The organism is Thioclava sp. GXIMD4215 (genome assembly GCF_045291555.1).
Lineage (GTDB): Bacteria > Pseudomonadota > Alphaproteobacteria > Rhodobacterales > Rhodobacteraceae > Thioclava > Thioclava litoralis.
In genome coordinates this window covers 88,490-103,455 of sequence record NZ_CP149516.1, presented here as the reverse complement: position 1 = coordinate 103,455, position 14,966 = coordinate 88,490, and the positions used below count along the sequence as shown (strand labels likewise).

At 61.4% G+C, this 14,966-nt stretch carries 16 protein-coding genes; 1 reads left to right on the top strand and 15 read right to left on the bottom strand.

What is annotated here, in order from left to right:
* Positions 1-68 precede the first annotated feature (68 nt).
* A complete protein-coding gene (locus WDB86_RS14995) occupies positions 69-764 on the top strand; it encodes a YoaK family protein (RefSeq protein ID WP_341485862.1) in 696 nt (231 codons plus the stop codon).
* A 49-nt stretch (positions 765-813) separates the two neighbouring features.
* Here the strand turns inward: WDB86_RS14995 and WDB86_RS14990 are convergent, their stop codons facing one another.
* From WDB86_RS14990 to WDB86_RS14920, 15 genes are all read right to left on the bottom strand, one after another.
* Positions 814-1,320, bottom strand: a complete 507-nt coding sequence (locus WDB86_RS14990) for a PRC-barrel domain-containing protein (protein ID WP_330646884.1) — start codon at positions 1,318-1,320, stop codon at positions 814-816.
* Between the two features lie 214 nt (positions 1,321-1,534).
* Positions 1,535-2,959: a gamma-aminobutyraldehyde dehydrogenase gene (locus WDB86_RS14985; RefSeq protein WP_330646885.1), complete on the bottom strand. Its 1,425-nt coding sequence runs from the start codon at positions 2,957-2,959 to the stop codon at positions 1,535-1,537.
* Between the two features lie 13 nt (positions 2,960-2,972).
* Entirely contained in the window at positions 2,973-3,782 is an 810-nt protein-coding gene (locus WDB86_RS14980; protein ID WP_330646886.1) for an ABC transporter permease, read from the bottom strand.
* Positions 3,772-4,725: an ABC transporter permease gene (locus WDB86_RS14975; RefSeq protein ID WP_341485861.1), complete on the bottom strand. Its 954-nt coding sequence runs from the start codon at positions 4,723-4,725 to the stop codon at positions 3,772-3,774. The genes WDB86_RS14980 and WDB86_RS14975 overlap by 11 nt, the downstream gene beginning before the upstream one ends.
* Positions 4,722-5,705: an ABC transporter ATP-binding protein gene (locus tag WDB86_RS14970; protein ID WP_341485860.1), complete on the bottom strand. Its 984-nt coding sequence runs from the start codon at positions 5,703-5,705 to the stop codon at positions 4,722-4,724. Before WDB86_RS14970 ends, WDB86_RS14975 begins: the two co-directional genes overlap by 4 nt.
* 66 nt (positions 5,706-5,771) lie before the next feature.
* Positions 5,772-6,935 carry an ABC transporter substrate-binding protein gene (locus WDB86_RS14965; protein ID WP_341485925.1) on the bottom strand — a complete coding sequence of 388 codons (1,164 nt, stop codon included), beginning with the start codon at positions 6,933-6,935 and terminating at the stop codon, positions 5,772-5,774.
* A 121-nt stretch (positions 6,936-7,056) separates the two neighbouring features.
* On the bottom strand, positions 7,057-7,959 hold the full coding sequence (locus tag WDB86_RS14960; protein ID WP_330646889.1) for a LysR family transcriptional regulator: 903 nt from the start codon (positions 7,957-7,959) through the stop codon (positions 7,057-7,059).
* A gap of 136 nt (positions 7,960-8,095) precedes the next feature.
* The gene (locus WDB86_RS14955) at positions 8,096-8,416 is read right to left on the bottom strand and encodes a multidrug efflux SMR transporter (protein WP_341485859.1); all 321 of its coding nucleotides are present in this window, start codon (positions 8,414-8,416) and stop codon (positions 8,096-8,098) included.
* A gap of 9 nt (positions 8,417-8,425) precedes the next feature.
* Positions 8,426-9,493 carry a DUF3445 domain-containing protein gene (locus WDB86_RS14950; protein WP_330646891.1) on the bottom strand — a complete coding sequence of 356 codons (1,068 nt, stop codon included), beginning with the start codon at positions 9,491-9,493 and terminating at the stop codon, positions 8,426-8,428.
* Between the two features lie 9 nt (positions 9,494-9,502).
* A complete protein-coding gene (locus WDB86_RS14945) occupies positions 9,503-10,444 on the bottom strand; it encodes a PDR/VanB family oxidoreductase (RefSeq protein WP_330646892.1) in 942 nt (313 codons plus the stop codon).
* On the bottom strand, positions 10,441-11,040 hold the full coding sequence (locus WDB86_RS14940; RefSeq protein ID WP_330646894.1) for a dimethylamine monooxygenase subunit DmmA family protein: 600 nt from the start codon (positions 11,038-11,040) through the stop codon (positions 10,441-10,443). Before WDB86_RS14940 ends, WDB86_RS14945 begins: the two co-directional genes overlap by 4 nt.
* A gap of 75 nt (positions 11,041-11,115) precedes the next feature.
* The gene (locus WDB86_RS14935; protein WP_341485858.1) at positions 11,116-12,249 is read right to left on the bottom strand and encodes an aminomethyltransferase family protein; all 1,134 of its coding nucleotides are present in this window, start codon (positions 12,247-12,249) and stop codon (positions 11,116-11,118) included.
* Positions 12,250-12,315: 66 nt separating this feature from the next.
* On the bottom strand, positions 12,316-12,492 hold the full coding sequence (locus WDB86_RS14930) for a hypothetical protein (protein ID WP_330646897.1): 177 nt from the start codon (positions 12,490-12,492) through the stop codon (positions 12,316-12,318).
* A 24-nt stretch (positions 12,493-12,516) separates the two neighbouring features.
* Positions 12,517-13,896 (bottom strand): ammonium transporter, encoded by a 1,380-nt coding sequence (locus tag WDB86_RS14925; protein WP_330646899.1) that lies wholly within the window; start codon positions 13,894-13,896, stop codon positions 12,517-12,519.
* Positions 13,897-14,219: 323 nt separating this feature from the next.
* Complete coding sequence (locus WDB86_RS14920; RefSeq protein ID WP_330646900.1) at positions 14,220-14,936, bottom strand: FCD domain-containing protein; 717 nt, start codon at positions 14,934-14,936, stop codon at positions 14,220-14,222.
* Positions 14,937-14,966 lie beyond the last annotated feature (30 nt).

Genomic DNA, 14,966 nt, shown 5'->3' with positions numbered 1-14,966 from the left:
GGGGCAGCCTGCGCCACAGGAGCTGCCCCAAGGCTTTGCGGATGGTCCATGTTTTGAACGGGGGCGCTATGCTCATTCGTGTGGGTGACGAGAGGACCGATACTCTCAATATTGTACTGGCCGGGTTCCTGTCCTCGATCGCGGGCGGATTGAATGCCGTGGGTTTCCTGATCCTGGGCACCTTCACCGCGAATATGACGGGCAATGTCTCGATGATGGCGGATGATCTGGCCGATGGACGGGTGGGGGTCGGGCTTTCACTTGCGGGGCTTGTGATCGCCTTTATCGCGGGTGCCTTCGCGGCGGCGGTGATGGTCAATCTGGGCGAGCGCCGCCGGATGCGCATGGTCTATGCGCTGGCCATCGGTGTGGAAGGGCTTGTGGTGCTGGTATTGGGGGCGGGCCTACTGTGTGGTGGCGCGGGGTCGGCGGCAGCGCTTGTCGGTTTAAGCGTCGTCATGGGGGGGCAGAACGCGGTCACCACGATGATCTCGCGTTCGAAAGTGCGCACCACCCATGTCTCGGGCATGGCAACCGATATCGGCATCGAATTGGCCGCGCTGATCGGGCCAAAGCCGTTACGCGGCGATGCCCTGCCCAAGCTGCGCCTGCATAGTGTGACGCTTGCGGCCTTCGCGTCGGGCGGTATTCTCGGGGCGCTGCTGTTCGATCTTTGCGGGGCGTGGCTCTTTGTGCTGGCGGGGGTGTCCCTGGTGGGGATCTCGTTGGCCGAGATCTGCTGGGCACGGAAATATGTGCCATAGACAAAGGGGCCGGAAGACCGGCCCCTTCAGAGTTTGATCGCGGCTCTGATTAGTTCCAGAAGCCTTCGTCAACATCTTTCGCGTCTTTCAGCTGATCCTCGGTCTGCGAGGTCACAACCACATATTTACCGTCATCGATTGGGACCAGATGGGTTGCATCAACCGGAATGACCACATGTTTGTCACCGATATCGAGGAAGCCACCGACTTCTGCCACCACACCGACCATCTTGCCCTCGGGCGACAGGACGATGTCCTCGATCTCGCCGATATCGTCAAAACCGTCGCCATTCCAATCCGAAGACACGGCGTTCCAGTCCATCGTGTCCCAGGTTTTGCCACTGTCTTTCGCGATGGTGTAAATGTCGCCACCGGTGATGTCGCGCGCACGGATCAGATTGGTCGAATCCGACATATCGAGACCATTCGCCGTGGCTTGGGTGGCCATTTTGGCGGGTGCCGCGGTGTCTGCGGTGGCATTCGCATTGGTGTCTTCTGCATAAGCTGCGCCAGTAGCCAGAGCCAGTGCGACGGCGGTGGTGGTCAGAAATTTCATAATGTTTTCCTCCGTTTGTTCACTGCATGCCCAACGGTTAAGCAATAAATCTGTTCCATGGTTTTTGTAAAAAATCTTATGAATTTTCGAAAAGGCGATCATCGGGGCGGATTTTGCGAGAGCAAGCGCGGCGCCGCGGGGTGGAGGAAAGCAGAAGCCCCCCGCCTGTCTTGCGACGGGCGGGGGGCTGGGCCGGATCGCCGGCGAAACGGGTTTAATGGGCGATCATCACATGGCGCACGGTGGAATAGTCTTCCAGAGCATAGGACGACATATCCTTGCCATAGCCCGACTGTTTCATCCCGCCATGCGGCATCTCGTTGGTCAGCATGAAATGGGTGTTCACCCAAGTGCAGCCATATTGCAGGCGGGAGGCCACCTGCATGCCCTTGGAGATATCTTTCGTCCAGACGGAAGAGGCCAGCCCGTAATCGCTGTCATTGGCCCAGCCGACCGCCTCTTCGGGCGCATCGAAGGGCGTGACCGACACGACAGGGCCGAACACCTCGCGGCGCACGATCTCGTCGGTCTGCAAGGCACCTGCGACGACGGTGGGTTTGTAGTAAAACCCCGGACCCTCGGGAATGTCGCCGCCAGCGGTGATCTCGATATGGTTGGCCTCGCGGGCGCGGGCCACGAAGCTGGCGACACGGTCGCGCTGGCGCAGGGAAATCAGCGGGCCGATCTCGTTGCGGCTGTCATCTTCATGGCCGAAGGGGATCTCCGCGACGGTCTGGGTCAGGTCGGCCACGAAACGGTCATAGATCCCGCGCTGGACATAGATGCGGCAGGCGGCGGTGCAATCCTGACCGGCATTATAGAAGCTGAACGCCCGCAGCCCCGCGACCGTCGCCTCGATATCGGCGTCGTCGAAGACAATCACCGGAGCCTTGCCGCCCAGCTCCAGATGGGTGCGTTTGATGGTCTTGTTGGCGGCTTCCAGAATTTTGCGGCCTGTGGCGATATCGCCTGTAATCGAGATCATCGCCACTTTCGGATGGTTGATCAGCGCCGAGCCAACCGTTTCGCCACGCCCGAGAATGATATTCACCACCCCTTCGGGCAGGATGTCCGCGAAGATCCTGGCCATCGCCAAAGCCGTCAGCGGCGTTTGTTCCGAGGGTTTGAACACCACCGTATTGCCCGCGCCGATCGCAGGGGCGATTTTCCACGCCATCATCATCAGCGGATAGTTCCACGGCGCGATCGAGGCCACGATGCCGATGGGATCGCGGCGGATCATGGAGGTGTGCCCTGCAAGATACTCGCCCGCCACAGGCCCCGTCATGCAGCGCACCGCCCCTGCAAAAAAGCGGAAACAGTCGATGATGGCGGGCAGCTCGTCATTCAGTGCCAGCGGGCCGGGCTTGCCGCAATTCAGGGCTTCCAGACCGGCCAGCGTTTCGGCCTCGGCCTCGATGCGTTCGGCAATTTTCAGCAGGTAGCCCGAACGTTCTGCCGGTGTGGTGCGCGACCAGCCCGCAAAGGCGGTTTCGGCGGCGCTGACGGCCTCTTCGACCTGTTGCAGCGAGGCTTCCGGCAGGGTGGTGATCACCTCGCCCGTGCGCGGATTGAGGATCTGCTCTTCGGTTTCGGTGCCAGCCACAAGGCGGGCGCCGATCAGCATCTGCTTATCCATGAAAATCTCCCAGTTATTTCTCGGAACCGGCGGTATGTTCGCCGTCTTTTGTCAGGTAATAGGCGGCAAGGATGGGAAGCACGGTGACCAGCACCACCACCATCGCCACCACATTGGTCACGGGGCGCTGACGCGGTCTTACAAGCTCTTCCAGCATCCAGATCGGCAAGGTTGTCTGGTTGCCCGCGGTGAAGGTGGTCACGATGACCTCGTCGAAACTCAGCGCGAAGGCCAGCATGCCGCCCGCCAGAAGGGCGGTTGCGATATTGGGCAGGATCACCAACCGGAAGGTTTGCGCCCCGTCTGCGCCCAGATCCATCGCCGCATCGATCAGCGATCCCGACAGCCGCCGGAAACGGGCGACGGCATTGTTATAAACGATCACGATACAGAAGGTCGCATGCCCCAGCACGATGGTCCATGTGCTGAACGGGATATCCAGCAACGAGAAGGCCGAACGCAACGAGATCCCCGTGATGATCCCCGGCAGGGCGATGGGCAGGATGACCAGAAGCGAGATCGTCTCGCGCCCGAAGAACCGCGATCTGGCAACGGCTGCGGCGGTCAATGTGCCAAGGATCAGTGCCAGAACCGTCGAGATTGCGGCCACCTTGACCGAAAGCCCCATTGCCTCCCACACATCCGCACGTCCCAAGGTCACGCCGATCCATTTGGTGGTAAAGCCGGGCGGGGGCCACTGGAAGCTCTTTTCCTCCGTCGAGAAGGCGTAGAGGAAGATTAGGGCAATCGGGGCCAGCAGGAAGAAGAGGCCCCCGAATGCGGCCAGTTTCAGGCTGGTTGGCGAACGGATCTCAGAGTGCATCGAAAGCTCCCATTTTGCGCGCGCCCCACAGGTAGATTCCCATGATCACGATCGGCACCACAGTGAACGCCGCCGCGAGCGGGATATTTCCGGCGGTGCCCTGCTGGGTATAGACGGCCTGACCGATGAACAGGCGCGAGTTACCGACGATCTGCGGAACGATGTAATCGCCGAGTGTCAGCGAAAAGGTGAAGATGGATCCTGCGACCACCCCCGGCAAAGCCAGCGGAAACAGGACCAGCCGGAAGCTCTGTCTTGGGGTGGCCCCCAGATCTGCTGCCGCTTCGGTCAGGTCTTGCGAGACACGTTCCAAGGCGGCCTGTACCGGAATGATCATATAGGGTAGCCAGATATAGAGAAAGACAAGGAAGGTGCCCAGATAGCTGACCGAGAGCGAGTTGCCCCCGATGACGGGGATCGCCAGCACAGCCTCGAGAAGCCATGTCAGATGCAGTTTGGCAAAGACCCAGTTCAGGATGCCTTCCTTGGCCAGCACCAGTTTCCACGCATAGACTTTGACCAGATAGCTGGACCAGAGCGGCAGCATGACCCCGATGTAAAACAGCGCCTTCCATTTGCCCTTGGCGTAGCGGGCGGCAAAATAGGCGATGGGAAAGGCCAGAACGGCTGCCGCCAGCGTGACGGCGGCGGCCATGCAGACCGTGCGCAGGATGATGTCAAGATTATAGGGGCGCAGAAGCTCGCCATAGGTCTTCAGAGTGAACTCATGCACGATGACGCCGGAAAACTCGTCGATCGCAAAAAAGCTCTGCAGCAGTAAGGCAAGAAGCGCGCCGATATAGACGATGCCCAGCCAGAGCGTGATGGGCAGCACCATCAGAAAGACGAACATTCTCGGATGGCGGATGATCCAGTCGATCAGCCGTGCCGGAAGGCCGGAGCGCGGGCGGAAGATCGCGGCTTGCGACAGGGGCGCGCTCATCCGTCGCGCTCCATGATATGCACCCGCGCAGGGTCCCACGAGATCGCGGTGGTTTCGCCGATCTGCGGCGCATCCTCGCGGGCGGGAACCAGCGCGGTCAGGCTCTGGCCGTTCAGATCCAGCACCAGTTTGGTGACGCGCCCGTGGAAGAACCGCCCGCGCACCGTGGCCGCACGCCCTGCCGGATCAAGCACGATATCCTCGGGCCGCAACGACGCCCATTGTCCCGCCGATCCGCCTCCTGCCAGATCGGCCGGAAGCACGTTGGAAGAGCCGACGAAATCCGCCACGAAACGGGTATTGGGGCGGCGGTAGATCTCTTCCGCGCTGCCGACCTGCTGGATTTTGCCATGAGCAAACACCGCCACCCGATCCGCCATCGAAAGCGCCTCGTCCTGATCATGGGTGACGAATACGAAGGTCAGTCCGAGCGCGCGTTGCAATTTGCGAAGCTCTTCCTGCATCTGCTCGCGCAGCTTCAGGTCCAGCGCGCCCAGCGGCTCGTCCAGCAGGACCACACGGGGTTTGTTGACCAAGGCACGGGCCAATGCCACGCGCTGGCGCTGTCCACCAGACAGCGCGCCCGCGCGGCGCTGGCCATAGCCGCCCAGCTCGACCAGCTCCAGCGCCTCCTCGGCAGCACGGTGACGCTCGGCCTTGCCGATCCCTTTGACGCGCAGCCCGAAGGCTACATTGTCGCGCACATTCATATGCGGGAAGAGCGCGTAATTCTGGAAAACGGTATTGACGTTGCGCAGATAGGGCGGCACGCCCTCGGCGCGTTCGCCGAAAATTGCGATATGGCCTGCGGTGGGTTGCTCGAAACCGGCAATCAGCCGCAGGCAGGTGGTCTTGCCAGAGCCGGACGGCCCCAGCATGGCGAAAAATTCTCCGTCGCGGATCGACAGGTCGACCTCGTCCACGGCCTTGACGGGTCCGAAATGGCGTGACACGCCCCGGAAGGTTACAGCATCTGTCATGTTTGGTCTTTCAGGCAGGGATGCCCGAACCCACAGGGGAGAGGGGTTCGGGCAAATCTGATGTGATCAGCGGCCGCCGATCACACCGATATAGTCAGAGACCCAGCGGTAATAGGGCACGCAATTGCCCTGACTTTCACAGCTGGATACCGGCGTTTGCCAGAACCGGATCCGGTCGAAATCGTCCAGACCATTGGCCGAGCAGCCCTCTGCGGTCTGTTTGCCGGAGCCGTCGGTGCAGGCCGAGGGCACCGAAGGGACGGCCCCGAACCATACCGACAGATCGGACTGGAGGTTGGAATTGAGCGAATGCTCCATGAAGGCATAGGCGCAATTTGGATGCTTGGCCTCGGAATGCAGCATCAGCGTATCGGCCCAGCCGGTCGCCCCTTCCTCGGGGATCACCGACGCGACCGGCACCCCGTCGGCTTTCAGCAGGTTGACCATGAACGGCCAGGACGACGATGCGACGACCCCCTCGTTCTTGAAATCGTCGATCTGGATGAAGGCATCATGCCAGTAGCGCGACACGAGTTTGCGCTGGCCACGCAGCAGATCAAGGGCTGCGGCATATTGGTCCTCGTTCAGCTCGTAGGGGCTGGTGATGCCCAGTTCGGGCTGGTGGGCCATCAGATATAGCGCGGCATCGGCAATATAGATCGGCCCGTCATAGGCCTGCACCCGCCCTGTATTGGCCTTGCCATCGGGCAAGGTCATGGCCTTGAAGACCACCTCCCAGCTTTTGGGCGCGTCGGGGAAGGTCTCGGTATTATACATCAGGACATTCGGCCCCCACATGAAGGGGGTGCCGTAATGTACGCCCTTGACCGTATGCCACGGCGCGTCTTTCAGGCGGTCATCCACGCGCGCCCAGCTGGGAATGAGGTCGGTATTGATCGGCTGCACACGTCCGCCCGCAATCAGCCGCAGCGAGGCATCGCCCGACGCGGTCACCAGATCGAAGCCGCCCTCGTTCATCAGGGCCACCATCTCGTCCGAGGTATTGGCCGTCTTGATCTCGACCTTGCAATTCGTGCTCTGTTCGAATTTGGTCACCCAGTCATAGTCCGGATCGGTCTCGCCGCGCTCGATATAGCCCGGCCATGCGACAATCGAGACGGTCCCTTCGCCCGGTCCGAGCGTGGTCAGCATATCCGCCGCCTGTAGCGGAACGGAGCTTGCGGCAAGCAATGCAAGGCCCGAGACACAGGCGCTTAAAATCGGTTTCATCATGGCTTTCCCTGTTGCAGCGGGAGTCACGGCTCCCTTGCACACAACCCTGTGAAACTCCTTTTGCTTTCACAAATTCAATTATCAGGTTTCAGGTATCGGAAATGCCGATACCGAAGAATTACTTCATGTTTTTATGGGCTTGTGCCGTCAGAATAAATTCTCTTGTGACGCGGCTCAGCGGGGCACCTTTGCGCCAGACAGTTCCAACCTGCACAACTGGTAGGCTTCCGGACACATCGCGCGACACGATGCGGTCCCCCTCAAGCGACCAGCGCCGGTAGACCATTTCGGGCAGCAGCGCGATTCCCGCCCCCGTGGCCACAAGCGAGCGGACCGCCTCGACCGAGCGGGTGCGGAAGGCAACCCGCGGGCGGGCCCCGAAGGCCGAAAGCAGCTTGCGCGTGGCCTCTTCGATCTCGTCGATTTTCAGCATGATCATCGGGGCATCGGTGAGATCCTCGATAGAGACCGAGGGGCGCGTGGTCAGCTCGTGGCCGTTGGGCAGCCATAGCTGATAGGGAGATGTGTCGATGATTTCGGTATGCAGCGCCATCCGGTCGCGCATATTGGAAGCCACCATAACCGCCACATCCAGCTCGCCGCCGACCAGAAGATGTTCGAGATAGTCGCCGCTATCTTCAAGGGCGGTCACCTCGACCTGCGGATTGGCGCGGCGGAAGCGGGCCAGAATATCTGACAGCACATAGCCTGCCACCAGCGAGGTCACACCGATATGCAACGTGCCGGTCAGGGCCTCGCTTTCCTGTGTCAGGGCGTGACGGGCATCGGAGACACCGGCCAGGATGCCGGTGGCATGGCGCAGGAACTGGTGCCCTTTATGGGTGATGTCCAGCCCGCGCGGATGGCGGGTGAACAGCGCCACGCCCAGATCGGTTTCCAGTTCGCGGATGGCTTCGGTCACCGCCGATTGCGAGATCGCCAGCGCCTGCGCCGCCCCCGATACGGTGCCGGTTTCGGCCACAGCAATAAAATACCGCAGTTGTTTGAGTGTGAATGCCATCGCCTGCCGCCTGCGCGCAACGCCTCTGCGCTGCGCTATCTGTCCCGATTTGACGCGCCCGCGCAAGGGCCTGTCTGCCGGTCGGCGCTTCGGGGCCTAAGGGAGGGACCAAGGGCAAGGACCGGACACCCGGCGCCTATTTTCCGTCGCAAAGCTTCAGCAGCACGATGCCAAAGAGGATGCTGGCCACGGCGACCAGCCGTGCGGCTGTGGCCTGTTCGCCCAGAAACGCTATCCCCGCCACCACGGCCCCTGCGGTGCCGATACCCGTCCAGACGGCATAGGCCGTGCCCAGAGGCAGGGATTTCATCGCCACCGCCAGCAAGGCGAAACTTGCGATCATGGTGAGGACGGTGATGATGCTGGGAACAAGCAGGGTGAAACCGTCGGATTTTTTCATATAGAACGCCCAGACGGTTTCAAGGATGCCTGCGCAAAACAGAATGAACCAGGCCATTGGGCTCCTTTACGAAGGGGTTGGAGGGACAGGGAGCGTGTCGGGGAAGATCCCCGCCGAGGTCTCGGCCCCGTCATCGAAGCGCGCCAGATAGTCTACGATCAGATCGCGATTCACGGCAAAGCCTTTATACTCGGCCAGCGCCGGATCGAGATCGCGCAGCACGCGGTGCAGGCGGCGGGCCCATTTGGGCTGGGTGCAGATATCTTCGAGGCTCAGCAGATAGCAACGGATCGGGAATACCAGCGCATTCGAGCGCGGCAGGCGGAGGAAGGATTGCAATTCGACCCGCAGAAACTGTTTGCGCCCGACATTCTCGGCGGTGAGTGTGCGTTTCTCCGGTCCCCAATGCGGATAGTTTTCGGGGCTGGTGTCAAGGCGTGGATTGACCGTCATGGTCCAGTTGAGGCGGCGATAGCTCTGGCCCTGCTGCACCGCCAGCAGGAATTTCAGCGCCTTGGTAAACACCCCCATCTCTCCAGCTTTCGGTACGGGGGCGTGCCATTCGAAGAAGTTCATGCCGATATCGAAATCCAGCGACCAATCGGCCTGACTGGTGATCATACCGGCATCCATCCACAGATTGCCCTCGCGTTCATGCAGCAGCGCGAAATCGCCTTGGGCCTGACGGGTAATATATTCCATCGGGCCATAGGGCAGGGTCGCGGCCTCCAGAAAGGTAAAGCGCTGCTCGATGCCGAGAGGGCGGTTGATCCAGTGCCAGCGGTCTCCGTCACGATTGAGCGTGAACAGCTCGGGATAGTCGCGCGCCTTGGCCTGCATGATGCATTCCAGCAGATCCCAACCGGCCAGCTCCATATGTGGCAGCGACTGGCAGCGCAGCGGGTCCTGCGCCAGAGTGATCTCGCGGTCCCGCATCTCGGAGACGTAATGTTCATCGACATCGAAGGCAAACTCGAAGGGCGTGCCGGTCGGGCCGCCCGGATGCTGTTCGATATTGACCGAATACATGTAGCTGTCTTGGTCGAAGGGGAAGGGAAAACGGCGGATGGCCTGTGGCGAGTTGTAGAAGGTGTAATCGCCACGGAAAGTCTCGTCATTGAAGCGCAAAGTCATGGGATGTCCTTACAGATCGAGGGTGAGGTCTTCGCCGAGAAAGCGCGACATGCAGGGCATGATCTTGGTCTGTGCGGCGCGTTCGTCTTCGCTGAGCCAGTGATCATGGTGCAGGATGCGCCCGTGGCACGCGCGCACCGCCGTTTCGCAGCGACCGCAGGCCCCGCCACGGCAGGACCAGTCAATGGGCACATCCGCCGCCTCGATCGCCTCAAGCAGGCTCTGATGCGGCCCGACGGTCAATGTCCTGCCCGAACGCCCCAGCGTGACCGAGAAAGCAGCCCCCGGTGGCGGGGCAGCAAAGGCTTCGGAATGCAGATGCGACTGCGGCCATCCCAGACGTGCCGCCGTGGCCTCCACTGCCGTGATCAACCCCTCCGGCCCACAGCAGAACACATGGGTTCCGGCGGGTTGCCCGTCCAGTAACGTGGCCAGATCCATGCGGTTGCCCTCGTCCGAGAAATGCAGCGAGATGCGGGAGGATCGGGGCAGCAGGCCCAGTGCTGCGGCCTCCTTGCGCGAGGGGGCGGCATAATGCAGCGCCCAATCCAGATTGAGCCGGTCAAGCTGCCGGATCTGCGCCAGAAACGGCGTGATGCCGATGCCTCCCGCGATCAGCAGATGGCGTTTGGCGCGCGGATCGATGGCAAAGAGGTTTGCGGGCATCGACACCCGAAGGCGGTCTCCCTCGCGCACTTTCTCGTGCAGGAACCGCGAGCCGCCCCGCCCTTGCGGGTCCAGCCGGACCGCGATCTCGTAGCCCGAAGGGTCATGCGGGTCGGAAATCAGCGAATAGGAGTTGCGCCGCAGCACGTCGCCATCGGGCATCTCGACCACGATATGGGCGCCGCCCGAGAAAAGCGGCAGCGGGGTTGCGGCCTCGAAACGGAAGAGTTTGACCTGCGGCGTCAGGGCCTGCACCCGTGTGACGGTCAGCGGTAGGGCGGTCATGGACGGATCTCCTGCGGGTCCGGCCTCTGGCCGGGGGTTTCGGCATCGACACAGACGCCCTGAAACACGCCCAGTCGGCGCGAGAAATGGTCGCGTACGAACAGCGCCAGACCGCAATGGGCGCATATGAACGGGTCAGTCAGCACATCTTCGGTGACCCCTTTGCAATGCACGCATTGCACCGCCCGTGCGATATGGCCGCGATGCTCGGTCTGGATCATCTCGGCGGCGATGCCCGCGCCAAGCGCGCGGGCGCTGACCCTGCCGATCAGCCCTTCGCTGCCCGCAAGGCACAGGCGGGTGGCGATGCTTGCCTGTGCCAGAAGCCGGTCCAGCCGTGGCAGGGCGGCGGCCAGATCGGGTGCCTCGCCATAGCTGCGGCAGGGCAGGGCGGCAAGTTTCGGGCCATCGGGGCTGTCTTGCGGTATGAAGAGGATATGCGCCTGTTCGAGACAGCCGGGCATATGCTCGGACAGGGCCAGAAGGGCAGCCCCACCCGCGCCATCCGCCACACAAAGAAGCGGAGCACCGCAGGGCGGCTGCAATGTCCCGTAGGTCGGGCGGGTGGCGATGGAGGGGGTGAATACGGTTGCCATGAAAGACCTTCTTCTGGAAGCATGTCACGTCATGCGGCGCTCACGCGCGCGGGGCGGGTCGTGGTGGGGCGGGCCCTAGCCTTTGGCTGTGCGGCGCAGTTTCTGCGGATCGTGGAAAGGCATCTCGGCGGCCACCGCGCGGATCTCGCCGGTCGGGTTCTGCACGACGAGCGGCGTGCCCGGCACGGCGCAGTCCACCGGCATCCGCGCCATGCCCACCGTATGGTTGTTCAGCGGCGAATGCATCGAAATGGTCACAACCCCCACCTTCTTGCCGTCTTTCAGCAAGGGGGCCCCTTCGACCGCGGGCTGCGTGCCTTCGAGCTTCACGCCATAGATCCTGAACCGTTCCTTGCCCTTCAGGCGGTAATGCTCTTCGGCACCGCGAAAGCCGGTCTTGCCCTTGGAGACGGTGAAGTCCAGCCCCAGCTCCCATAGCGTGTCACCGCAGGGGTCCTCTTCAAACGGATACATTTCCGAATTGTCATAGGGAAAGAACAGCAGCTGGCTTTCGGCGCGCAGCAGATCGAGTGTGGTAAAACGCGTCGGGATGATCCCTATTGCGGCCCCTTCGGCCACGATGGTGTCCCAGATCAGACAGGCATCCTGCCTGCGACAGAAAATCTCGTAGCCGCGTTCGCCGGTATAGCCGGTGCGTGACAGCATGACCGGTTTGCCGAACAGTGTGGTCTGGATATGGCTGAAATAGGCCACATCGCGAAGGCCCGGCACATGTGCCTCCAGATAGTCCACCGCCAAGGGCCCCTGCAGCGAGATGTCGTGCAGATCATCGTCAAACAGCACGGCGGCATTGCGCCCATAGGCCGCCATCGTGAGCGCCTCGAAGCCGAGGCCCGAGCCATGCACCACCATGAACGCATGCGGGCCGGTGCGATAGACCACGCAGTCATCAATGAACTTGCCCTGCTCGTTGAGCATGGTCGCATAGGTGGACCGTCCGGGTTTGAGCGCCTCGATCTCGCGGGTGACGGCACGGTTGATGATATGGGAGGCATGCGGCCCGATGACATGGACCTTCTTGAGCCCCGAAACATCCATCACACCGGCTTTGGTGCGGAGGGCCATGTACTCCTCGGTCTGGTCCTTGTCATAGGTCCAGGCGGTGCCCATCCCGCTCCAGTCTTCTAGCTGAGAGCCAAGCGCGCGATGACGGTCGGCCAGCGCGGAAAATCTCCACGATGCGGTCATGTGTTCGTCCTGATGTTAGGGAAGATGTGAGGGAAAGGGTCCGGACACGTAGTCCGGACACCATCATCATTTTTTGTGGGTCACGGCCCTGTAGGCATGGCCCTCATGTCGCCAACCGCCGATGACCGCGATGACCACAAGGATCAGGCAGACGATCAGCCACAGGCCCTCGACACTGCCATATCCGGCATAGATCGCGCCGGTCACTCCGTCCCAGCTGGTGGCGTTGAAAGGTGCTTCCATAGATGTAACTCCTGAGTGGGCAGATTATTCTGCGGGGCTGACAGAGGGATGGATGGCTTCGGGATAGGCGGAGGCTGGCACTTTGACCAAATCGAGCCCAAGCTCCTCGGCCTCGCGCGGCACACGCAGCTCGCCCATCAGTTTCAGGACCAGCGAGACGACATAACCCGGCACGAAGCCCATCACCGCCATGACGGCTGCCCCGATCAACTGTCCGGTGAAGGAGATCTGGATGACATCCTCGCCGAAAAGGGCCGGATAGCCCGAGGCCGCGATGCCGACGACAATCACGCCCCAAAGCCCGAGGAAGCCGTGCACCGCAACCGCGCCCACCGCATCGTCAATGCCGCGCCGTTCGATGAACGAGGCCACAAAGGGCATGGCGCAGGCGCCGATGAAGCCGATTGCAAAGGCCATAGGCGGATACCACAGGTCGATCCCCGCCGCGCAGGAGATGATCCCGCCAAGCGCCCCCGACATCATCCAGAACGGATCACGGGTAATCATCCATGCCCCGATAATACCGCCCGCAAAGCCCATCAGGACGTTGAACGTCATGCCCGAAAGCGTCATCGGCGTGCCGTAGATGCTGGCCTCGATCGTGCCCGACCAGCTCCAGCTTTCGCCCGGAACAATGACGCAGCCCATCAGGAAGCCCCAGAAACCTGCAATGATCAGCATTAGCCCGACCAGCGTCATCGGCATGGAATGCCCCGCGATATGGTTGGCACTGCCATCGGCATTGAACTTGCCGATCCGCGGCCCGAGATTGATCAGCACGCCCAGCGTGAAGAAGCCGGCAATGGCATGGACGACGCCCGAGGCCCCGAAATCATGATAACCGAACTTGGTCACCAGCCAGCCATCGGCATGCCAGCCCCATGCGGCGGCCAAGATCCAGACAAAGGCGCCCAGAACGATCGACAGGATGATGAACCCCGTCAGTTTGATCCGCTCGATCACGCCGCCCGACAGGATCGAGGCGGTGGTGGCGGCAAACAGCACGAAGGCGCCCCAGAACACGCCCGACGACCGGTCGCTGAGATTGGGGCCCATATATTCGCTCCACGGCAGCGCGATGCCATTGGCATAGGCAAAGCCCGAAGTGCCCATCGGCCCTTCCGATCCGCTCAGACCGGTGGGGAAGGCCCAATAGATCCACCAGCCGACAAAGTAGAAGAACGGGACGATCATCGCGAAGGCGAGAATGTTCTTGATCCCCGCAGAAAGCGCGTTTTTGGACCGCGAGGCCCCCATTTCATAGGCGAGAAAACCGGCATGGATCAGCACCATGAGCGGGATGGTCAGAAAGTAGAAGGTCTCAGAGAAGGTGCCATTGGTGGCGGCGACACTTTCCTTGAGCTGGGCAAGCTGTTCAGACAGGGAAGCGAGCTCTTGTTCCAAGTGAGTCTCCTTGTTGGATGTCCTGAAGGCGCGATTCTTGTGGTTCAGACCAACTGACTTTATTGGTTCTTTTTGTTCGTCTAGCCTCGGTGAGAAATTGCCCTTATTGCAACATTAATTCCCATCAGGAATAAACAGATCCGGTATTTGGCACATATCTAATCGCTCGCCCCCTGCCTCCTGCCTAGTTTCTTGGCGGTTTGTGCCTTAGCGCCGGAAGGACGGGTCGGGCCGGTCGCAGGGGGATTGCAAAGAAAATCCCCGTTCAGCGGCGCTGACGGGGAGAAAAGGCGTAAAATTGGTGCTCTGACGAAGGGACCAGTTCAGCTTTCCTGAAGCAGGAGTTTCTGGTCCTCGACCAGTGAAAGCTTCATGAACTCGGTTGCCTCTTCGATATCGCGGGCGGCGATCGCGTTGAAAAGCCCGTTATAGGCGCGCTGGTAGCTGGCCAGCTTTGCGGGGGTGAGATGGCGTTTATACATCGCCGCGCGGAAGGATTGACGCCGCGCATCCAGCACCAGATTGAAACAGGCGACCAGCAGCGGGTTTCCGGTGCCCAAAGCCAGTTGCCGGTGGAACTCTTCTTCCAGCCGGATGAAGGCGGTGGCATCGGTGCTCATGGCTTCCATCTGTGAGACGATCTCTGAAAGCGCCGTTATCTGTTTGGGGGACATGGACAAAATCGCAAGACGCACGATTTCCGGCTCCAGCACGCCCCGCACGGTCAGCAGATGGAGCGGGCCGGTTTCCTCGGCAACCGGCGAATGGGCCTGTAGCGTGCCAGCCGGATCATAGATCACAAAGGACCCCGATCCCTGCCTGCGCCGGATCATCAGGCGGGTCTCCAGATAATCCAGCGCCTCGCGCACGGTATTGCGCGCAACGCCCAGATCCTGCGCCATCTGCCGTTCCGATGGCAGCCGTTCGTCCTTGGCATATTCGCCGGAGACGATGCGGCTGCTCAGGGTATCGATCACATATTGCACGGTCGATCCCGGAAGCGGATGCAAAGCGGATGGAGGTGGTGCAGAGGCTGGCACGAATTGGTTCCTTGAGGCCCGAAGGGACGT